Origin of the sequence: Mycobacteroides salmoniphilum (assembly GCF_004924335.1) — a bacterium.
Taxonomy (GTDB): domain Bacteria; phylum Actinomycetota; class Actinomycetes; order Mycobacteriales; family Mycobacteriaceae; genus Mycobacterium; species Mycobacterium salmoniphilum.
This window is the reverse complement of the sequence record NZ_CP024633.1, coordinates 3,942,531-3,961,747: the sequence shown is the minus strand read 5'-3', so window position 1 is coordinate 3,961,747 and position 19,217 is coordinate 3,942,531. Positions and strand designations below refer to the sequence as shown.

Annotated in this window: 3 protein-coding genes; all 3 read left to right on the top strand. The window is 64.0% G+C overall.

Going from position 1 to position 19,217, the window contains the following annotated elements; translation table 11 throughout:
- The first annotated feature begins 767 nt into the window (after window positions 1–767).
- From DSM43276_RS19720 to DSM43276_RS19710, 3 genes are read left to right on the top strand one after another with little or no spacing between them, the layout of a single operon-like run.
- Window positions 768–998: an MbtH family protein gene (locus tag DSM43276_RS19720; protein WP_005062145.1), complete on the top strand. Its 231-nt coding sequence runs from the start codon at window positions 768–770 to the stop codon at window positions 996–998.
- A gap of 23 nt (window positions 999–1,021) precedes the next feature.
- Window positions 1,022–11,407, top strand: coding sequence for a non-ribosomal peptide synthetase (locus DSM43276_RS19715; RefSeq protein WP_078328043.1), 10,386 nt, complete (start codon window positions 1,022–1,024; stop codon window positions 11,405–11,407).
- The gene (locus DSM43276_RS19710) at window positions 11,404–19,134 is read left to right on the top strand and encodes a non-ribosomal peptide synthetase (protein WP_078328042.1); all 7,731 of its coding nucleotides are present in this window, start codon (window positions 11,404–11,406) and stop codon (window positions 19,132–19,134) included. The genes DSM43276_RS19715 and DSM43276_RS19710 overlap by 4 nt, the downstream gene beginning before the upstream one ends.
- The last annotated feature ends 83 nt before the right edge of the window (window positions 19,135–19,217 follow it).

The following is a 19,217-nucleotide window of genomic DNA, read 5'->3' as shown; positions in this document are numbered from 1 at the left end:
GATGCAGGTATGGACGATCTTCGCAGCGACCGTTACGTTATGGGCGACGCGCTCATAACATTGTTTTTCGTGGAATTCGTTGTGACGCCGACAGATGCCGCTGAGGTGGTCAAACGATGTCGGATATCTACGGTATTTCTTATAGATGAGAACTTAATTCGTAGTGGTTTGTCACCACATTTACTTCCGGGCCTTGACTGTTCCCCCGCTCTGTGTTGCTAGCGAGGCTTCGGTGTCATCGATTTCGGGATGAATCCTAATTCAGGTCGTCGTGAGTTCATTTTGAGCGCGCGTGGGAGTAACGCGCGTGGTGTGGCGCGCAATGTAACGGAATGGATCGATTTGTTACCTGAACTCGATAAACCTCTCGATGTCGATATTTCGGCTACTTCTTCAAGCTACTTGATTAAGATCTGGGGTCGACTTGGATATTGGGTAACATGCGTATCCAGTGTTGGTGGCATACTTTGCTGTGGGGCGCGGGTTGGCACGGAAACCTGATTGCTCTCGCGCGTGGCGTGACGCTCGACTTACGTGGCGTGCTCAGACTTGGTATACTCATGTGCGCGATCTTCGCAACAGATAGAGACCTCTATAACCGTATTTGACCTGGATAAATACATTCATACTGATATTTTGGCTAATTAGTTGCGGCAGCGAACCGTGATGTGTCAAAGTTGCGAAGATTAGAACTTTGTGAAACCCGCTACGCCGCTATAAATTCAGCCGTATGTTTGCGATGTCCACCGAAGCAACCTGGAGAAAGCGTGAGCATCAATCCATTCGATGATGACAAGGGAAGCTTTTTCGTCTTGGTCAACGACGAGGAGCAGCACAGCCTATGGCCGGCTTTTGCCGATGTGCCTGATGGCTGGCGGGTTGTATTCGGTGAAGCGGACCGTGCCGCCTGCCTGGAGTACATCGAACAAAACTGGACCGATATCCGGCCGAAGAGCCTGCGTGAGAGATTGGCGCAGGGTGGGGGTCTTGGGCGCTGAACCTTCGGAGAGGGGGTAGGCGAATGTTGGAGTCTGAGGACGGGGCATTATCGCTTTCGCGCGGACAATTGGATATCTGGCTTTCACAGGAAAGCGGTCTTGTCGGTGCGGAGTGGCAGCTTGGCCTCTTGGTTCGAATCGAAGGAAAAGTAGAACGAGTTCTACTTGAGCAGGCCGTCCGTCAGGCAATCTGTGAAGCTGAACCTGCGCGGGCCGCCTTCCTTGAGGTCAATGGTCAGATCGTTCAGAAGGCGATTGACCATTCGGAGCTCGTGTTGGCCTTCCACGACGTGCGCGATTCAGAAGATCCTGTGGGGCACGCTCGCCAGATCGCCTCATCGATACAACGCACACTGATGCCGTTGACCGGCCAACTGCTGAAATTCGCATTGATCCGGACCGCGGACGATGAGTACTACATGTTCGGGCTGTGCCACCACATCAACCTGGACGGCTTGGGTATGGCGATCGTGAGCCGTCGGATCGCGTCGATCTACTCCGCGCTGGTCGCGGGGGATCCGATTCCCGACGCCTACTTCGGCACCCTGCAGGACCTGGTCGATCTGGAGACCGAGTACGAAGCGTCCGCCGACTACATAGAGGATCGAAACTACTGGAGCCGTAACCTTCCACCGGACAGCGGGCTCGATCCTCGTCCGCCGCATGCTCATGAGGGCCATGAGGGCTACACACCGTCCGCGTCGGTTCAGATCGATGACGCCGTAGTAGGTCAAATCAAAGACTTGACAAAGGCTTTGCGTGTCCGCCGGTACTCGGTTATCACGGCGGCCTGCGCGTTGTTGGTGCGCGGATGGTCTACGAGCGGGTCGGAAGTGGCACTTGACTTTCCGGTGAGCCGACGCGTTCGGCCCGAGTCGAAGATGCTCCCGGGCATGCTGGCCGGCGTGGTGCCGCTGGTGCTCAGTGCTCCGCCGGAATCCACGGTCGCCGAATTCTGCCAGCACGTTGATGTACGCATTCGCGAACTGCTGAAGCATCAACGGTTCCCCGCGCACATTCTGGATGGCGGCGAATTCGGTCTCCGGGGCCCCCGCCAGGCGGGAAATCGCGTCGCCATCAATTTCATTCCCATGAGGCTCACCTTGGACCTCGCCGGCGTGCCCGCCACGGCGAGTTACACCAACCACGGCCCCATGGGGCACTTCGGACTCTTCTTTATCGGAGCCAGTGACCAACTACTTCTCAGCTCCTCGGGTGATGGGGAGCCGTTCGCCAACTTTGGAGTGCCGAATCTGGCGCTTCGGTTGCAGCGCCTGCTCTCGGAGATGGCCGCCGACCCGGAGCGTCGACTTTCCTCACTGGACTCGCTCCTGCGCGAGGAGCTCACCGGACTGAACATGCTGGGCAACAGGGCCGCATTGACCGGTCCGGCCGGTACCCGCGTGTCGATTCCGGAATTGTTTGCGTCCCAGGTCTCCGCGGATCCCGATGCTGCCGCGTTGACCTTCGCAGACCGCACGCTGACCTACCGCGAGCTCGACGCGGCCGCCGACAGTCTGGCGGTTCGGCTGGTATCGCACGGCGTGGGTCCCGGCGACCGCGTGGTTCTGCTGTCGGACCGCTCTGCTCAGGCGGTCATCGGAATACTGGCCGTGCTGAAGGTCGGGGCGGCATACCTGCCGATCGACCCGGCGGTACCGGCGTCGCGGCTGGAGTACATCCTCGGTGATGCTGCACCGGTGGCCGCGATCACCACCGCTGGGCTCAGGGCGCGGCTGGACGGTTTTGATCTCGCCATCATCGACCTCGATCCCGCCGCCGATACCTCACTCGATACGGTGCCGGCGGCTCCGTGGCTCGGCGCGAGTCCAGATGACATCGCTTACATCATCTACACCTCGGGCACCACGGGAGCCCCCAAGGGCGTTGGCGTCACGCACCACAATGTCACCCAGTTGATGGTGACGCTCGATGCCGGTCTGCCGAACCCCGGGGTATGGCCGCTCTGCCATTCGTTGGCGTTCGATGTTTCGGTATGGGAGATCTGGGGCGCATTGCTGCGCGGTGGCCGACTGGTGGTGGTACCTGAATCGATCACGGGCTCACCCGCGGATTTCCACGATGTGCTGGTCGCCGAACAGGTCACCGTCCTGACGCAAACGCCGTCGGCTGTGGCGATGCTTTCCCCCGAAGGCCTTGAGTCCACGGCGCTTGCCGTGGTGGGTGAGGCGTGCCCTGCGGCGGTCGTCGAGCGGTGGGCACCCGGCCGGGTGATGATCAACGCTTACGGACCGACCGAGACCACGATGTGCGTGGCGATCAGTGCCCCGCTGGAAGCAGGGTCGCCGGATTCTGTGGTTCCGATCGGCGCGCCGGTACCCGGTGCGGCGCTTTTTGTGTTGGACACCTGGATGCAACCGGTGCCGGCCGGCGTCGTCGGGGAACTGTATGTCGCTGGTGAGGGTGTCGCTTGCGGGTACATCGGCCGCTCCAACCTGACGGCCTCGCGCTTCGTGGCGTGCCCCTTTGGGCAGCCGGGTACACGCATGTATCGCACCGGGGATCTGGTGTCGTGGGGAGATGACGGACAGCTGCAGTATCTGGGCCGGGCCGATGAGCAGGTCAAGATCCGTGGGTACCGCATTGAACTCGGTGAAGTCCAAGCCGCGTTGAGTGCGCTCGATGGGGTGGACCAGGCAGCAGTGATCGTCCGCGAGGACCGGCCCGGAGACAAACGCCTCGTCGGCTATGTCACGGGGACGGCAGGCCCCGCCGATGTGCGCAGCACCTTGGCGAAACGTCTTCCGCCCTACATGGTTCCGGTGGCGGTGGTGGTGCTTGAGGCGTTGCCTCTGACGTCCAACAACAAACTGGACACGCGCGCGTTGCCGACTCCCGAATACGGCGGTCTGGGTGCTGACTACCGGGCACCCGGTACTGCCGTCGAGGAAATCCTGGTCGGTGTCTACGCCCAGGTGCTCGGTATTGACCGTGTCGGAGTCGACGACTCCTTCTTTGATCTGGGTGGCGACAGCATCCTGTCGATGCAGGTGGTCGCCCGCGCCCGCGCCGCGGGTGTGTTGTGCCGGCCGCGTGATGTCTTCATCGAGCAGACCGTGTCGCGACTGGCCGCGATCGTCGAAATCTCCGGCGGCGAAGCCGATGTGGTGGACGAAGGCCTCGGACCCGTGGAAGTCACGCCGATCATGCACTGGCTGCACAGCGTGCAGGGCTCGGCGGGTGCGGTCGATGAGTTCAACCAGACACTTGTGGTTCAGGCACCTTCGGGAGTTTCCGAGGACGACGTGGTTGTCGTGTTGCAGGCTTTGCTGGACAGGCATGCCACGCTGCGGCTGCGCGCCACGGACAATGACGGCGCGTGGGCACTGTTCGTCCCGGAGGCGGGCGCGATAGCGGCCCGTGATTGCCTGTACGTCGTCGATGCCTTGTCGGATAAGGCGTTGGTGGCGGCCCGTTCTCGACTGAATGTGGCCACCGGATCGATGCTGAGCGCGGTATGGGTCCCCGGTGCCGGCCAGCTGGCGTTGGTGATTCACCACCTGGCTGTCGACGGAGTGTCGTGGCGAATTCTCTTGGAAGACTTGAATATCGCGTGGGCGCAGCATCACAGTGGAGCGGATGTGGTGCTGCCGACCGGTGGGACGTCCTTCGCCCGTTGGTCCTCGCTGCTGTTCGAACACGCGCGGTCCACGGATGTGGTGGAGCACGCCGATGCATGGAAGCAGGTACTGACTGCACCTGCACGAGTGTCCGCGGTCCAGCCCGCCACCGACACGTACGCCAACGCCGGACGACTATCTCTGTCATTGGATGTCGAGACCACGAGACAACTGCTCGGCGAGGTGCCTGCGGCGTTTCACGCTGGGGTGCAAGATGTTCTATTGATCGCCTTCGGTTTGGCCTGGAATGAATTCCTTGGCACCAGGGGAGCGCCGATCGCGCTCGACATCGAGGGGCACGGGCGACAGGAGGAGATCGGCGAAGCTGTTCATCGCCGCATCGACCTGTCGCGCACGGTCGGGTGGTTCACCACCAAGTACCCGGCGTCATTGGCGGTAGGCGAACTGTCGTGGGGGCAGGTGACGGCGGGCGAGGCTGCACTCGGACAGGTGGTCAAGGCGGCCAAGGAGCAGCTGCGTGCCTTGCCCGACGGATTGACCTATGGTTTGCTACGCTACCTGAACCCCGATATCGACCTGTCCGGGCCGGAGCCGACAATCGGTTTCAACTACCTCGGGCGCCTGGGTGCGGGAGCGGCCGAGCTCTCTGAGGATTTCTGGCGGATAAGCCACGAGAGTTTGTCGATGACCGATGTGGCTGCGGCGATTTCGATGCCGCTGGCCCACTCGGTGGAGCTCAACGCCGGGACAATGGACACCGAGTCCGGTCCGGAGCTTCGGGCCAACTGGGCTTGGGCGCCTTCAGCTTTGGACGATGCGCAGGCTGATCGGCTGAGCCAGTTGTGGTTCGAGGCGCTCAGCGGGATATGCGCTCACGTGCGTTCGGGTGGAGGCGGCCTGACGCCGTCGGATCTGGCGCCCGCGCGCCTGACCCAGCAGCAGATCGACACGCTGGTGCAGCAGTACGAGGTCGCCGATGTGCTCCCGCTTACCCCGTTGCAGCAGGGGCTGTTGTTCCAGGCCGGATTTGCCGAGGCCACTGGGGATTCCGTAGGTGATGACGTCTACGCGGTCCAGTTGGGGCTGACGGTGACCGGGCCGCTGGATGCGGGTCGCTTGCGTGCCGCGGTGTACACGGTGGTGCGACGCCATCCGAACCTGGCCGCCGTCTTCAGTGAGGAGTACGGGGAGCCCCTGCAGATCATCCTGGCTGATCCTGTGATTGCTTGGCAGCATGTTGAATTGGTCGGCGATGTCGATGCGCAGGTTGAGCAGCTGTGTGCGGCAGAGCGCGCGGCGGCCTGCAGGATTTTCACCGAGCCGGTCTTCCGGGCGACGCTCATCTCCGGGCTCGGTGGTCCTACGGAAAATCGGCATCGGCTCGTCCTGACCGCTCACCACATCGTGATTGATGGCTGGTCGCTGCCGATCTTGCTGCAGGAAGTCTTTGGCGCCTATTACGGGCAGCGCCTGCCTTCGGCCGCACCGTACCGAAACTTCGTCACCTGGTTGGCGGGGCAGGATCGTGTTGCGGCGCAATCGGCATGGGGTGCGGCCCTCGACGGTTTCGAGACCCCCACGCTGGTCGGTTCGCTTGCTACCGCGGGTCGCCGCGGCGTCGAGTCCTATCGGATACCGGAGCACATCACCGGTTCGCTCTCGGAGCTGGCCCGTGCCCAGCGCACCACCGTCAACACGGTGCTCCAGGCAGCGTGGGCTCAAGTGCTGACCTGGTTGACCGGTCACCACGATGTGGCGTTCGGCACCGCGGTGTCGGGGCGTCCCGCGGACTTGGCTGGAGCCGACTCGATGGTTGGCCTGTTGATCAACACGGTGCCGGTACGCGCAAACATCACCGCGGCCACCACCGTCGCCGATCTGCTGGACCAGCTGCAACGCACCCACAACGACACCGTCGAGCACGAGCACTTGGCGCTCAACGAGATTCACCACGCGATCGGTCTGGACAGACTTTTCGACACGCTGTTCGTGTACGAGAACTACCCGATCGACGTCGGTGCGCAGTTGGGTGTGCAAGAGCTGGCCATCACCGACTTCAGCAGCCGCGAATACAACCATTACCCCCTGTCCGTCGTGGCCATGCCGGGGCAAGAGTTGGGCCTGCGTGTCGAATTCGACACCGAGGTATTCGAACCGGCGGCGATCGAGATCATCGTGGACAGACTGCGGCAGGTGCTGACGGCCATGGTCGCGGACCCCACCACGCGGTTGTCTTCCATCGACCTACTCGATGCCGGCGAACACGATCGGTTGGACACGTGGGGTAACCGCGCAGTGCTGACCCGTCCGGAGCTGGCGTTGACCTCGATCCCGGCACTGTTCGCCGCTCAGGTCGCGCGCGCACCGGAGGCAGTCGCGATCACCTGTGGTGAACGTTCTTGGACCTATGGCGAATTGGACGCGAGCGCCAACAGATTGGCGAACCATTTGGTGACCCGTGGCGCCCGCCCGGGTGAGCGGGTGGCGCTACTGCTTCCCCGTACCGGTGAGGCGATCGCGGCGATTCTGGCCGTGCTCAAGACTGGAGCGGCGTATCTGCCGATCGACCCCGCACACCCCGACTCTCGGGTGGAATTCGTACTGCGGGACGCGGCGCCGGTTGCCGCGGTCACGACGGCGGACCTGCTGGGGCGCCTGGCCGGGTCCGGGGTGCCGGCTATTGATATCAATGATCCTGCCGTAGATCAGCAGTCGGAGAACGCATTACCTGTCCCCGCGGTGGACGACATCGCGTACATCATCTACACCTCGGGAACCACCGGCGCCCCGAAGGGTGTGGCGGTTACCCACCGCAACGTTGCCCAATTGTTGGAATCGCTGGACGCAGAACTAGATTTGGGCCAGGTCTGGACACAATGCCACTCCCTGGCCTTCGACTACTCCGTGTGGGAAATCTGGGGTGCACTGCTGTACGGCGGCCGGCTGCTCATCGTGCCCGATGCGGTGGTGCGCTCCCCGGAAGAACTGCACGCCATGCTTGTCAGCGAAGAAGTCAGCGTGCTGAGTCAGACTCCTTCGGCCTTCTACGCGTTGCAAACCGCGGATGCGCTGCAACCCGAAGTGGGGCAGCAGCTCAAGCTGCAGACGGTGGTCTTCGGCGGAGAGGCACTTGAACCGCAGCGTCTGTCGCCATGGTTCGACAGCCACCCGGGGCTGCCGCGGATGATCAACATGTACGGCATCACCGAGACGACAGTGCACGCCTCCTTCCGGGAGATCGGCAGCGGCGACGTCGGCAGCACCAGCAGCCCGATCGGTGTGCCGTTGGAGCATCTCGCCTTCTTCGTCTTGGACGGTTGGCTGCGCCAGGTGCCGGTTGGTGTCGTCGGTGAGTTGTATGTGGCGGGGTCCGGCCAGGCGAGTGGTTACCTGGGACGTTCGGACCTGACGACAACACGTTTCGTCGCCTGCCCATTCGGGGCGCCCGGATCGCGGATGTATCGCACCGGAGATCTGGTGCAGTGGGGCGAGGACGGCCAGCTGCGGTATGTGGGACGCGCCGACAAGCAGGTCAAGATCCGCGGATACCGCATCGAACTCGGTGAGGTGCACGCGGCACTGGCCCGTGTGGACGGCGTGGACCAAGCGGCGGTGATCGCACGCGAGGACCGGCCCGGCGACAAGCGGTTGGTGGGTTACATCACCGAATCGATCGCGGGGACTTTGGATCCCGCAGCGGTGCGTTCCGTGCTGGCCGAGCGGCTGCCCGCGTACATGGTTCCCGCGGCCGTCGTGGTGTTGAGTGCCTTGCCGTTGACGGTCAACGGCAAGCTCGACACTCGCGCACTGCCCGCACCCGAGTACCAGGACGCCGACCACTACCGGGCACCGGAGGATGCGGTAGAGGAAATCTTGGCCGGCATCTATGCCCAGGTGCTCGGCGTAGAACAGATCGGTGTCGACGATTCATTCTTCGACCTTGGCGGGGACAGTATTTCGTCGATGCAGGTGGTAGCCCGCGCCCGGGCCGCTGGTCTGTTGCTGCGGCCGCGCGACATCTTCGTCGAGCAGACCGTGTCGCGGCTGGCGCAGGTAGCAGTGTTCGCCGACGGAGCGACGGCAGTCGTCGACGAGGGCACAGGTCCGGTGGTGGCCACACCAATCATCCAGTGGCTGCAAGGGCTTGGTGGCAAGGTCGACGAGTTCAATCAGACCGTGGTGTTGCAAGCTCCCGAGGGAGTCACCGACGACGATGTGGTCATCGTGCTGCAGGCCTTGCTGGATCGGCACGCCACCCTGAGGCTTCGTGCCGAGGGCGCCGGCGGTGATTGGTCGCTTCTGGTCCCAGAGACAGGGGCGGTAGACGCGAACGATTGCCTGCTCGCGGTTGATGCGTTGACCGACGAGGCGCTGTATCAGGCGCGGTCGCGCCTGAGCCCCGCTACCGGTTCGATGCTGAGCGCACTGTGGGAACGCGGCAACAGCAGGCTGGTGCTGATCATTCACCACCTGGCGGTGGATGCGGTGTCATGGCGAATTCTGTTGGAAGACATCAATATCGCTTGGGCGCAGCATCACGGTGGACAACCGGTGGAGCTGCCGTCGGGCGGAACGTCATTTGCCCGATGGGCGACACTGCTCGACCAGCACGCGCGTTCGGCCGACGTGGTGGCGTTGGCCGACACCTGGGGCCAGGTAGAGGCGATCCCGGCCGCGTTGCCGCCGGCACACCCCACGATGGACACCTATGTCAGTGCAGGACAGTTGTCGGTATCGCTGGACGCTGACCTCACCCGGGAATTGCTGGGTGAGGTGCCCGCCGCGTACCACGCTGGTGTCCAGGACATCCTGCTGATCGCTTTCGCCTTGGCGTGGAACGAGTTTCTCGGCTCCGGTGGTGCGCCGATCGGAATCGACGTGGAAGGCCATGGCCGCAACGAAGAACTGGGCGGAACTCTCGAGCGAGACATTGATCTGTCGCGCACCGTCGGCTGGTTCACCAGCAAGTATCCGGTGTCGTTGGCAGTGGGTGAACTGTCGTGGGCACACGTGGTTGCCGGTGATTCCGCGCTGGCTCCCATCATCAAGGACGCCAAGGAACAACTGCGTGCCCTGCCCGACGGACTCACTTACGGGCTGTTGCGGTACCTGAACCCCGATGTTGACGTCGCGGGACCGGACCCGGCGATCGGGTTCAACTACCTGGGCCGGCTTGGTGCAGGCGGAGCCGACCTCTCCGAGGATCTGTGGCGGATCGACTCCGGCGGGGTGTCGATCACTGCCGCGGCGACGTCGGTACCGACTCCGTTGGGGCACACCGTGGAGCTCAATGCCGGTGTGATGGAAGGCGCCGGGCCCGACTCCGGTCGCTTGCATGCGACGTGGACCTGGGCGCTATCGGCGTTGAGCCACGACCAGGTCGACAGGATCAGCCGGCTCTGGTTCGACGCGTTGGCCGGGATCTGCTCGCATGTGCGCTCGGGTGGTGGCGGGCTCACTCCGTCCGACGTCGTTCCGGCGCGACTGAGCCAGCAACAGATCGACCAGCTGCACGAGCAGTATCAGATCGCCGATGTCCTGCCGTTGACTCCGCTGCAGCAGGGGCTGCTGTTCCACTCGAATCTGGCACCACATGCGATGGAGGGCAGTGACGACCTGTACGCGGTGCAGCTCGATGTGGCCTTGAGTGGCCCGCTGGATCCGAAGCGGCTCGAGGAAGCCGTGCACACCGCGATCAAACGTCGCCCGAACGTCGTCGCCACGTTCTACGAGGAGTTCGGCGCTCCAGTGCAGCTCATTCCGGCCGATCCCGAACTGGCATGGCAGTACATCGAGCTCGACGCGGACGGCGGCGCTGATGTCGAGCAGCGGGTTGAGCGGCTTTCCGCCGCGGAGCGGGCCGCGGTCTGCGACCTGGCCGCGCAACCGGCGTTCCGGGCCGCGCTGGCCCGGACCGGGGAGGACCAGTACCGGTTCCTGGTCACCAATCACCACATCGTGCTCGACGGGTGGTCAAAGCCGATCCTGCTGCAGGAGATCTTCGCGAGCTATTTCGGGGAACGCCTGCCGGCACCGGTGGCCTACCGCAGGTTTGTGACCTGGTTATCCGGACAGGACAACAGCACTGCACGCGCGGCCTGGGGCAAGGTCTTCGAAGGTTTCGAGACCCCGACCTTGGTGGGCCCGCCCGGGCGAATGGTGCTGGGACGAAGAGGGGTTCAGTCCTTCGAGGTGTCTGCCGAGACCACACAGGCACTCGGCGAGCTCGCTCGCTCCTGCCGCACCACGGTCAGCACGGTGCTGCAGGCCGCATGGGCGCAGCTGCTGATGTGGCTGACCGGCCAGACCGATGTCGCGTTCGGCACCGCGGTATCGGGTAGGCCCACCGATCTCGTCGGGGCGGAATCGATGGTGGGCCTGTTGATCAACACGGTGCCGGTCCGCGCGACCATCACCTCGGCCACCACCATCGCCGACCTGTTGAACCAGCTGCAGGGCGCGTACGGGGACACACTGGAGCATCAGCACTTGGCGCTCAACGAGATTCATCATGCCGTCGGGCATGATCAGCTGTTTGACACCATGTTCGTCTACGAGAACTACCCCATCGACGCGGCAGCGCTATCGCGCGTGCATGAGTTGTCTATCACCGGGTTCAGTAATCGTGAGTACAACCATTACCCGCTCGCGGTGCAAGCCACACCGGGCCACGAGCTGGGGCTTCGCGTCGAATTTGACACCGATGTCTTCAACGCTGTCCGAATTGGAAAGTTGGTCAAGAGGTTCCAGCGCGTGCTGGAGGCCATGACGTCCGATGTCAAAGGGAAGAAGAAGGAGCCCTCATGAGCGCCGATCCCACCCGGACCTTGTTGTCGATGGATCTCCTCGATGACGACGATCACGACCGACTCGACGAGTGGGGCAACCGGGCGGTGCTCACCGAGCCTACTGCCGAACCCGTCTCGATCCCGGTGCTGTTCGCAGTCCAGGTGGAGCGCGCGCCGGAGACTGTCGCGCTGGTGTGCAGGGACAGGTCCTGGACCTATCGGGAACTGGATCTGATCACCAACCGCATCGCCCACCTGCTGGCGGGCAATGGAGCCGGCCCGGGAGAGGTTGTGGGGCTGCTTGTTCCGCGCTCGGGCGAGGCGATCATCGGGCTGTTGGCAGTGCTCAAGACCGGGGCGGCCTATCTGCCGATCGACGCCGCCCATCCCGACGAGCGCATCAAGTTCATGGTGTCCGATGCGGGACCGGTAGCGATTCTCACCACCGCCGACTTGAGCTCGCGATTCGACGGACTCGATGTGCGGGTGACGGAAATCGACGATCCCCTCATCGATGGCCAGCCCAGTTCCGCGCTCTCCGTGCCGGAACCCGATGACCTCGCGTACATGACCTATACCTCGGGTACTACCGGTGTCCCCAAAGCGGTTGCGGTCACCCACCACAACGTCACGCAGTTGGTGGACGCGGTGCGGGCCGATCTGCCGGCCGGGCCCGGCCACGTGTGGTCGCAATGGCATTCGTTGGTCTTTGACGTTTCGGTGTGGGAGATCTGGGGCGCGCTGCTGCACGGCGGCCGCCTGGTGGTGGTGCCAGAATCGATCGCGTCGTCACCGGACGAACTCCACGAACTGTTGATCAGCGAGAAGGTCAGCGTTCTGTGCCAAACCCCTTCGGCCGCAGGGATGTTATCGCCCGAACGGCTGGAGTCGACGACGCTCATCGTCGCCGGTGAGGCCTGCCCGACCGAATTGGTGGATCGGTGGGCCACCAGCGGACGAACGATGATCAACGCCTACGGTCCGACCGAGGCCACGATCTACGCGGCGATGAGTGGGCCGTTGCGGCCGGGTTCGGATGTGACACCGATCGGTTCACCGGTGCCCGGGGCCGCGCTGTTCGTCTTGGACAAGTGGCTCAGGCCAGCACCCGAAGGCGTGGTCGGCGAGCTTTACGTCGCCGGTAACGGGGTCGCGCCCGGTTATGCGCACCGATCCGGATTGACCGCGTCGCGGTTCCTCGCCTGCCCGTTCGGTGGGCCGGGCTCGCGGATGTACCGGACCGGAGATCTGGTGCAGTGGGGCGAGGACGGCCAACTGCAGTACTTGGGCCGCGCGGATGAGCAGGTGAAGATTCGCGGCTATCGCATCGAACTGGGTGAGATTCAGGCCGCGCTGGCGCGCCTGGAGGGCGTCGAGCAGGCGGTGGTGATCGCCCGCGAGGACCGCCCCGGCGACAAGCGCCTCGTCGGCTACATCATGGGAAGCGCCGATCCGGTCGAGGCCCGCACCGCGCTCGCGGAAAGGCTCCCGGCGTACATGGTTCCGGCCGCCGTGGTGGTGCTGGAGACACTGCCGTTGACGGTGAACGGCAAGCTGGACAAGCGCGCCCTGCCCGCACCTGAATACCGCAGTGTCGGTACCGACTACCGCGCACCGTCCGGGCCGATCGAGAAGATCTTGGCCGATATCTACGCCCAGGTTCTCGGAGTGGATCGCGTGGGCGTCGACGAGTCGTTCTTCGATCTCGGTGGTGACAGCATTCTGTCGATGCAGGTGGTGTCGCGGGCGCGGGCGGCCGGGGTGTTGTGCCGGCCCCGTGACATCTTCGTCGAGCAGTCCGTCAGTGGGGTGGCAGCGGTGGCCTCCCTCTCGGACGGCCAGGCGGGTGTCGTCGACGAGGGCATCGGCCCCCTGTCGGCCACCCCGATCATGCACTGGCTGCACGGCGTGCAAGGTCCCACCGACCAGTTCAACCAGACCATCGTCCTGCAGGCTCCCGCCGGGGTGGCGGAGGACGACGTTGTCGTCGTGCTACAGGCGCTGCTGGACCGGCATGCCACCCTGCGGTTGCGTGCCGAGGACGACGGCGCTTCCGACACCGGGGCATGGTCACTGACCGTCCCGGAGAAGGGTGCGGTGAATGCGCGTGATTGCCTGCGTGTTGCCGAGACCTTGTCTGACGCGGAGTTGGTGGCAGCTCGTGCGCGGCTGAATCCGGCCGCGGGATCTGAGCTGAGCGCGGTGTGGGTCCCCGACACCCGGCAGTTGGCCTTGATGATCCACCACCTGGCTGTCGACGGCGTTTCGTGGCGAATTCTCTTGGAAGACTTGAATATTGCCTGGGCGCAGCATCGCGGCGGGCAACCGGTGGAGTTGCCGACGGGAGGGACCTCGTTCGCTCGTTGGGCCTCGCTGCTCGACGAGCACGCGCGTTCCGCCGAGGTGGTCGCAACGGCAGACGCCTGGCGAGAGGTGGCGGCGGTTCCCGCGGCGCTGCCCGCAGTGCTACCCGGGCTGGACACCTATGCGACTGCCAAGACTCTGTCCGTGTCCCTCGATGCCGAGACCACCCGGGAGCTGCTGAGTGAGGTCCCGGCGGCGTTTCACGCTGGGGTGCAAGACATTCTGCTGATCGCGTTCGGATTGGCCTGGAACGAGTTCCTGGATTCCAATGTGGCGTCGGTCGGCATTGGCGTCGAGGGCCATGGGCGTCACGAAGAGCTGGCGGACGATATCGACCTGTCTCGTACCGTCGGCTGGTTCACCACCAAGTACCCGGTGGCGCTGAGTGTCGGTGGGCTGTCCTGGCAGGAAGTTTCCGGTGGAGCTGCCGAGTTGGGGCCAATCATCAAGGGCGCCAAGGAACAATTGCGCGCGCTTCCTGATCCGTTGACCTATGGACTGCTGCGCTACCTGAACCGTGATGTGGACCTGGCGGTGGCGGAACCGGTGATCGGATTCAACTATCTCGGTCGCCTCGGCGCCGGTGCTGCGGATCTCACCGACGAGCTGTGGCGGATCAACGAGGACAGCCTGACCTCGACCAGCGTGGCTTCTTCGGTGTCCATGCCGTTGATGTACACGGTCGACCTCAATGCCGGAATCGTGGAGGGTGGACTCGGTGACGAGTCCGGCGCACATCTGCGGGCCGGCTGGACGTGGGCGCCCTCGTCGGTCACCGAGCCGCAGGTGCAGCGACTGAGTCAGCTGTGGTTCGAGGCCCTCGCCGGGATCTGCGCGTACGTCCGCGGTGGCGGCGGCGGGTTGACCCCGTCCGACATCGTTCCCGCACAGTTGAGTCAACAGCAGATCGATGAGTTACACGAGCAGCACAACATCGTTGACGTGCTCCCGCTGACACCCATTCAGCAGGGTCTGCTCTTCCACACCACATTCGCGCGCGCGGCCGGGGTACTGGAAGACGACGCGGCGGGAATCGACTTCTACGCGGTGCAGCTCGATATCACGGTGACCGGTCTCGTCGACCAACTCAGGCTCCGCGACGCGGTCCATGCCGTCGTCCGCCGGCATCCCAACCTGGCGGCCCGGTTCTGCACACAGTTCGGAGACCCGGTACAGGTGATTCTCGCCGAACCGGTGATCGCATGGCGATACCTCGACCTTCGGGGGGACGATCTGACTCCCGACGAAGAGATTCAGCGGCTCTGCGCCGCCGAGCGTGCCGCGGTCTGCGACCTTGCCGATCGACCGACGCTGCGCGCGGCGTTGATTCGCACGGAAGGGAACAAACACCGGTTCGTGCTGACGTTCCACCACGTCGTGATTGACGGCTGGTCGTTGCCGATCCTGCTGCAGGAGATCTTCGCGGGTTACTTCGGCCAGCGGCTCCCGGCGCCATCCTCGTACCGCAACTTCGTCAGCTGGCTGGCCGAGCAGGATCAAGACGCCGCCCGAGCGGCCTGGCGCGAGGTGCTGGCCGGTTTCGACACTCCCACCCTCGTTGCTCCGCCGGCGCCTCCGGGTGCCAGGGGCGTCGAGTCCTATCGGGTGTCGGCCGAGACCACGAAAGCCCTTGCCGATCTTGCGCGGTCGCAGCACACCACGATCAGCACGGTGTTACAGGCCGCGTGGGCACAACTGCTGATGGTGGTGACCGGACAGCAGGACGTCGCGTTCGGTACGGCGGTTTCGGGGCGGCCCGCAGAGCTTGCCGGGTCCGACTCCATTGTGGGTCTGCTCATCAACACGGTGCCGGTGCGGGCGCGCGCCACCGCGAACACCACAGTCTCCGAATTGTTGGGGCAGTTGCAGAGTGCCCACAACGACACCATCGAGCACGAGCATCTGGCACTCAACGAGATCCATCACATCACGGGCCACGAGCAACTGTTCGACACGCTGTTCCTGTACGAGAGCTACCCGATTGACACCAGTGCGTTCACGGGTGTGCAAGAGCTGGCTATCACCGAGTTCGTCACCCGCGAGTACAACCACTACCCCCTGTCGGTGATGGCGCTACCGGGTCATGAGCTGGGTATTCGCGTCGAGTTTGATACCGACAAGTTTGATACGGCCGGTATCGGGGCCGTGTTCGAGCGGTTCGAGCGGGTGCTGACGTCGATGGTTGCCGATGCCTCGCAACGACTCTCGTCGCTCGATGTGCTGAAGACCAGTGAGCGCGAACAGCTCGATGGCTGGGGCAATCGCAAGGTTCTGGCGCGGGGACCGGAGCCCGTGTTGTCCATTCCGGAGTCATTCGCCGAGCAGGTCGCGCATGCCCCGGAGGCGGTGGCGCTGACCTTCGAGGGCCGCTCGACGACCTACGGCGAGCTCGACGAGGCCGCCACGCGGTTGGCTAATCTCTTGGCGATCTACGGCGCCGGTCCGGGTGAGTCGGTGGCGCTCCTGATGCCCCGCTCCGACGAGGCGATTGTCGCGATCCTCGCGATTCTCAAGACCGGGGCGTCGTATCTGCCCATCGATCCGTCGGTACCGGACACGCGATTGGAGTTCATGCTGTCCGATGCCGCGCCCATCGCGGCCGTCACGACCGCCGAGCTGCGCGCACGATTCGACGGGTCCGGAGTCTCGGTCGTCCAGTTCGACGATGCCGAAGACGATCCCACGGGCGCCATTTACGGCCATGCGCCGTTGCTCACCCCGGCACCTGATGATGTCGCGTACACGATTTACACCTCGGGAACGACGGGTGTCCCCAAAGGCGTGGCCATCGCGCACGGCAATGTGACTCAAGCGCTGAAGTTCCCGCTCACCCACATGCCCACGGGGCCGGGTGAGGTGTGGACGCAGGCGGGGTCGCTGGTCTTCGACATCACCGTATGGGAGATCTTCGGGGCACTGCTGCACGGTGGCCGGTTGGTGATCGTGCCCGATTCGGTGGTGCGGTCTCCGGATGATTTCCGCGATTTGCTGATTCGTGAAAAGGTCACCGTTTTGTTCCAGACCCCCTCGGCGGTGGGGATGTTGTCGCCGGAGGGACTGGACGGTATGACGTTGATCGTCGCCGGTGAAGCCTGCCCCACCGAAGTGGTGGAGAAGTGGGCACCCGGACGCGTGATGATCAATGGCTACGGTCCGACGGAGACGACGATCTATGCCACGTTCGGTGAGTTGATCGCCGGATCGGGTGTGGTGCCGATCGGCGTTCCGGTACCCGATGCCGCGCTGTTCGTATTGGACAGGTGGATGCGACCGGTGCCACCGGGTGTGGTCGGCGAGTTGTATGTGGCCGGACTTGGTGTTGGCCTCGGTTATGTGGGCCGCTCAGCACTGACCGCCTCACGATTCACGGCGTGCCCGTTCGGGGAGCCGGGGGCGCGTATGTATCGCACCGGGGACTTGGTGCGCTGGGCCGCCGACGGTCAGCTTGAGTATCTGGGCCGCGCCGATGAGCAGGTCAAGATTCGCGGCTTCCGCATCGAGCTCGGTGAGATTCAGGCAGCCCTTGCCGATCTGGACGGGGTGGAGCAGGCGGCGGTGATCGCCCGCGAGGACCGCCCCGGCGATAAGCGCCTGGTCGGGTACTTCATCGGGGCCGGTGAGCCCGCCGAACTGCGCAGTTCATTGGCCAAGCGACTGCCGCCCTACATGGTGCCGTCCGCGGTGGTCAAGCTGGAGGCGTTGCCGCTGACGGTCAACGGCAAGCTCGATAAGCGGGCCCTCCCCGTGCCCGAGTACGACGACGTGACCCGCTACCGCGCTCCGGCCAATGCACTGGAGGAGACGGTCGCTGGCATCTACGCCCAGGTACTGGGCGTAGAGCGGGTCGGCACCGACGATTCGTTCTTTGATCTGGGTGGGGACTCAATCTCCGCGATGCGGGTGGTTGCCGCGATCAACACCTCGCTCGATGCTCAGCTGGCGGTGAGAACTCTGTTCGAGGCGCCGTCGGTGCGAAGCCTGAGTGCGTATCTGGACGGCGCCGCAGGCTCGGGGAGCAGCGGGCCGACCTATGCATCGGTGCATGGACCCGGTGCCTCCGAGGTCAGGGCCAGTGACCTGACGCTGGACAAGTTCATCGATGAGGCGACGCTGCAGGCGGCTCCGACGCTGCCGCGCGCCGATGCGCGTCCGCGGACGGTGCTGCTGACCGGAGCGACCGGCTTCCTGGGGCGCTACCTCGTGCTGCAATGGCTCAAGGAGCTGGAACAGGTCGATGGCACGCTAATTTGCCTGGTGCGTGCCAAGTCCGACGAAGATGCCCGACGCCGACTCGACCGGACCTTCGACAGCGGCGACGCGGAACTGATCCGGGTGTACGAAGCGCTCGCCGCTGACCGACTGCAGGTGATCGCCGGTGACAAGGCTGAATCAGGCCTCGGTCTGGAGGACGAGACCTGGCAGCGGCTGGCCGACACCGTTGACCTGATCGTCGATTCCGCGGCGCTGGTCAATAGCGTGCTGCCCTACAGCGAGCTGTTTGGACCCAATGTGGTTGGCACGGCGGAGCTGATCCGGTTCGCGTTGACCACGAAGCTCAAGCCGTACACGTTCGTCTCGACGGCCGACGTCGGACGAGAGATCGAAAAATCGACCTTCATCGAGGATGCCGATATCCGGCTCATCAGCGCCATTCGGCCTTCCGACGGGAGCTACGCGAATGGCTATGGCAACAGCAAGTGGGCCGGCGAGGTGCTGCTCCGCGAGGCCCACGAGCAGGTTGGCTTGCCGGTCACGGTGTTCCGTTCGGGCATGATCATGGTCGGCACCAGCTACGCGGGCCAAGTGAATGCATCCGACACGGTCGCCCGGATGGTGCTGAGCATTGTCGCCACCGGCGTCGCGCCCCATTCCGTGTACCGACTTGCCGATGACGGGAATCGTCAGCGCGCGCATTTCGACGGGCTACCCGTGGAATTCGTTGCCGAGGCGATCACCACGCTTGGCGGCCGGGCGGCCGGCTCGTCCGCCGGATCATTCACGGGATTCGAGACCTATCACGTGATGAACCCGCATGACGACGGCATCGGAATCGACGAGTACGTCGATTGGTTGATCGAGGCCGGCCACCCGATTGAACGCATCAGCGATTTCAGTGAGTGGGTGACGCGTTTCGAGTCCGGCCTGCACGACTTGCCGGATCATCAACGTCAAGGCTCGGTGTTGCAGATGCTGAAGATCTTGCAGGATCACGGGTGGGACGGGCAGCCGCCGGACCCCTCGCGGGGGTCCATGGCTCCGGCCGACCGATTCCAGGCCGCGGTGCGCGAGGCCAAGATTGGCTCCGGTCACGACATTCCGCAAGTCTCGGCGCAGATCATTGCCAAATATGCGAGCGACTTGCGATTGCAGGGATTGCTTTAGCGTGCGAGAAATGGTCGGGGTCGCAACGCAAGTTGTTTCATGATGGCTAAGTCAATTGGGCTGTCGTCTGCCCGCATGATTAG